Source organism: Brucella sp. IR073 (assembly GCF_049065735.1).
Lineage (GTDB): Bacteria > Pseudomonadota > Alphaproteobacteria > Rhizobiales > Rhizobiaceae > Paramesorhizobium.
In genome coordinates, this window is sequence record NZ_JBAKHD010000024.1 from 1 (window position 1) to 2,500 (window position 2,500).

Below are 2,500 nucleotides of genomic sequence, written 5' to 3' on the forward strand. Positions count from 1 at the left end.
TTTTCCACATAGATCAGGAAGCGTTCGCCATTGATCGGGCCATCGATGATCCATGGCGCGCTGACGCGATCGGCGCGCAGGGCGGCAACGAATGTCATGGTGTTCCAATGGCCGAAGGGCGCCTGACCGAACAACCGTTCGCCGCGCGGTGCCCAGCCCCTGAGCGGCGCCATATTCGTCTTGGTCCAGGTTTCATCGATGAAGACAAGGCGGGCTGGATCGACGTGGTGACGATGCTTCAGCCAGCGGTCCCGTCGGGCGGCGACGTCGGGCCGCTCGCGCTCGTCGGCGACCAACGTCTTTTTTTTAACTCAACCCTTCCTCATGCACGAAGGTCCAGACGGAGCGGTAATCGACATTCAGGCCACGCTCGCCCAATTCTGCCACCAGCCCGCGCAGGGTAAAGGCCCGTGTCCGGCAGCGCTCGAGCAGCCATTCCCGATGCGTACCGCAAATCTTCCGTGGCTTATGCCCACCCATCTGCCCAGGCGCAGCGCTACCCGTCTGACGAAAGCGCCGCACCCAATTGATCGCGGTGCTGATGCTAACCCCGAACCGCTTCGCCGCTGCTCGGCTCGACATACCCTCCTGCATCACCGCGCCGACAACACGATCCCGCAAATCATCGGAAAAAGGTCTCGCCATAAAGACCGGCCTCCTTCACCGGCCTAAATGGTGAATCTGATTTGCCCAAAAAAGGGAATCCCCCTTTTCGATTCTAACTAAAATCATCACGCTTTAATCTCCCCCTTGAGGGGGAGATGCCCGGCCGGGCAGAGGGGGTGTCTCACCGACGTGAAGCTCACACTGAAGGGCGCGCTGCCAGCCTACCCGCTCGACGACCCCGTCGCGGCAAGCTTCGTGCCATTCTCATCTTGGTCGTTCAGCAACTGGTCGATGCGCTGGCGTTCGCGCTTGAAGGCTTCCAGTTCCTTGCCCTTCAGGGATTTGTTGTCCGGCAGGCGGATGCGCATCGGGTCCACGCGGGTGCCGTTGACCAACACTTCGTAATGCAGATGCGGTCCGGTGGAGAGGCCGGTCGAGCCGACATAGCCGATGATCTGGCCCTGGCGCACGCGCGCGCCGGGCGTTACCCCAGGCGCGATGGCATTCTGGTGCGAATAGCTCGATTCATAGCCATTGGCGTGGCGGATGACCGTTTGTTTGCCGTAGCCGTTCGTCCAGCCCGCGCGCTCCACCACGCCATTGCCGGCGGCGATGATCGGCGTGCCGCGCGGGGCGGCCCAGTCCACGCCCGTGTGCATGCGCGAGTAGCCAAGGATTGGATGGCGGCGCATGCCGAAAGGCGAGCGGAAGATACCGTTTGGCACCGGGTTGCGCAGCAGGAACTGCTTGGCGCTCTTGCCGTTCTGGTCGTAATAGTCGGTCGTGCCGTCAGGCGCGCGGTAGCGGTAGAATTTGCGGGTCGTCCCGCCAAAGGTGGCGGCGACATAGAGAATTTCCGACTCTTCGCCCGCCGTCTCGGAATCTTCAGGCAGAGAGAAGAACGCCTCGATCTGGTCCGATGGAGTGATGGTCGCCTGCAGGTCCACATCGGAGGCCAGCATCTTGACGAGCTGGCTGGTCATGGTTTCGGTCATGCCATAGGCGAGCGCCGCGCGGTAGATGCCGTCATAGACAGTGGGAAGGTCGCCGCGTATCCGGGGCAATGGGGCGCTGCCGTCGAAGGCGGTGCGCAGAAGCGGCGTCATCTCCGGCTCGCTCGATGGCACATACTGGTCGCGGTCATCGAGCGCGACGGTCAGCAGATGCTCGGTGCCGTCATAAATGCTGGCGCGGACGATCCGGTCCTCGTCATTGCGCGATTCAACACCGATGCGCAGAACGCTGCCGGCCTTGAGCTCGGTCGAGTTCATCAGCTTGCCGAGCGCCTCGGCCATTTGCGCTGCGTGGGGGCCGTCATAGCCGGCCTTGGCCAGCGCGTCGGACATTTCCTCATCCTCGCGGAAGGGAATCACCTCCTCCGAAAAGCCGGCGCTGACGGCATCGGACGCGACGCGCGGACTGACGCTGACATTTTCCTGGATGATGCGCACATCGAGCGGCGGCGTCAGCGCATAGGGCGATTCGCTGTTGCCGAAACGCAAGGGGTCGACATAGTGGAGCGAGGCAACCTGCACGTCGCCGTCGGTCAGCAAAAGCCCGGTGCTGCGCACCACATTTTCCACTTCGTCGGCGGTCAGGTCGGATGAGGTGTCGAATTCCGCTGTTGCGAGCGGGAAATCGGATGTCTTGAGGCTGACCTCGCTTTCCACCTTGGCGCCATAGATCTGGCCCGTGCTCGCATTCTGCGGCGGGGGCGGGCCTTCCGAGAAAATGGCCATGGCGTTGAAGGCCGGATATTTCTTGCTGCCGGGGTGGTCGGCTGCCAGGGCCATGCGCACATATTCGAAGGGGCGGGTGCGAATCACCTCGCGTTCGCCCACCTTCTGCATGGTCGATACATCGAAGCGGCGGCGGTCGCGATTCTTCTGCACGG

1 protein-coding gene and 1 pseudogene (1 of these 2 cut by a window edge) are annotated in these 2,500 nt (G+C 62.6%); both read right to left on the bottom strand.

What is annotated here, in order from left to right:
- Window positions 1-645, bottom strand: a pseudogene (locus ACOWVG_RS19200) (IS630 family transposase); the annotation flags it as partial.
- Window positions 646-827: 182 nt separating this feature from the next.
- Window positions 828-2,500, bottom strand: the 3' portion of a protein-coding gene (locus tag ACOWVG_RS19205; protein WP_420963987.1) for a M23 family metallopeptidase. The gene runs 286 nt beyond the window's last position; 1,673 of the gene's 1,959 nt are visible here — the last part of the coding sequence; the start codon falls outside the window, past its right edge; its stop codon occupies window positions 828-830.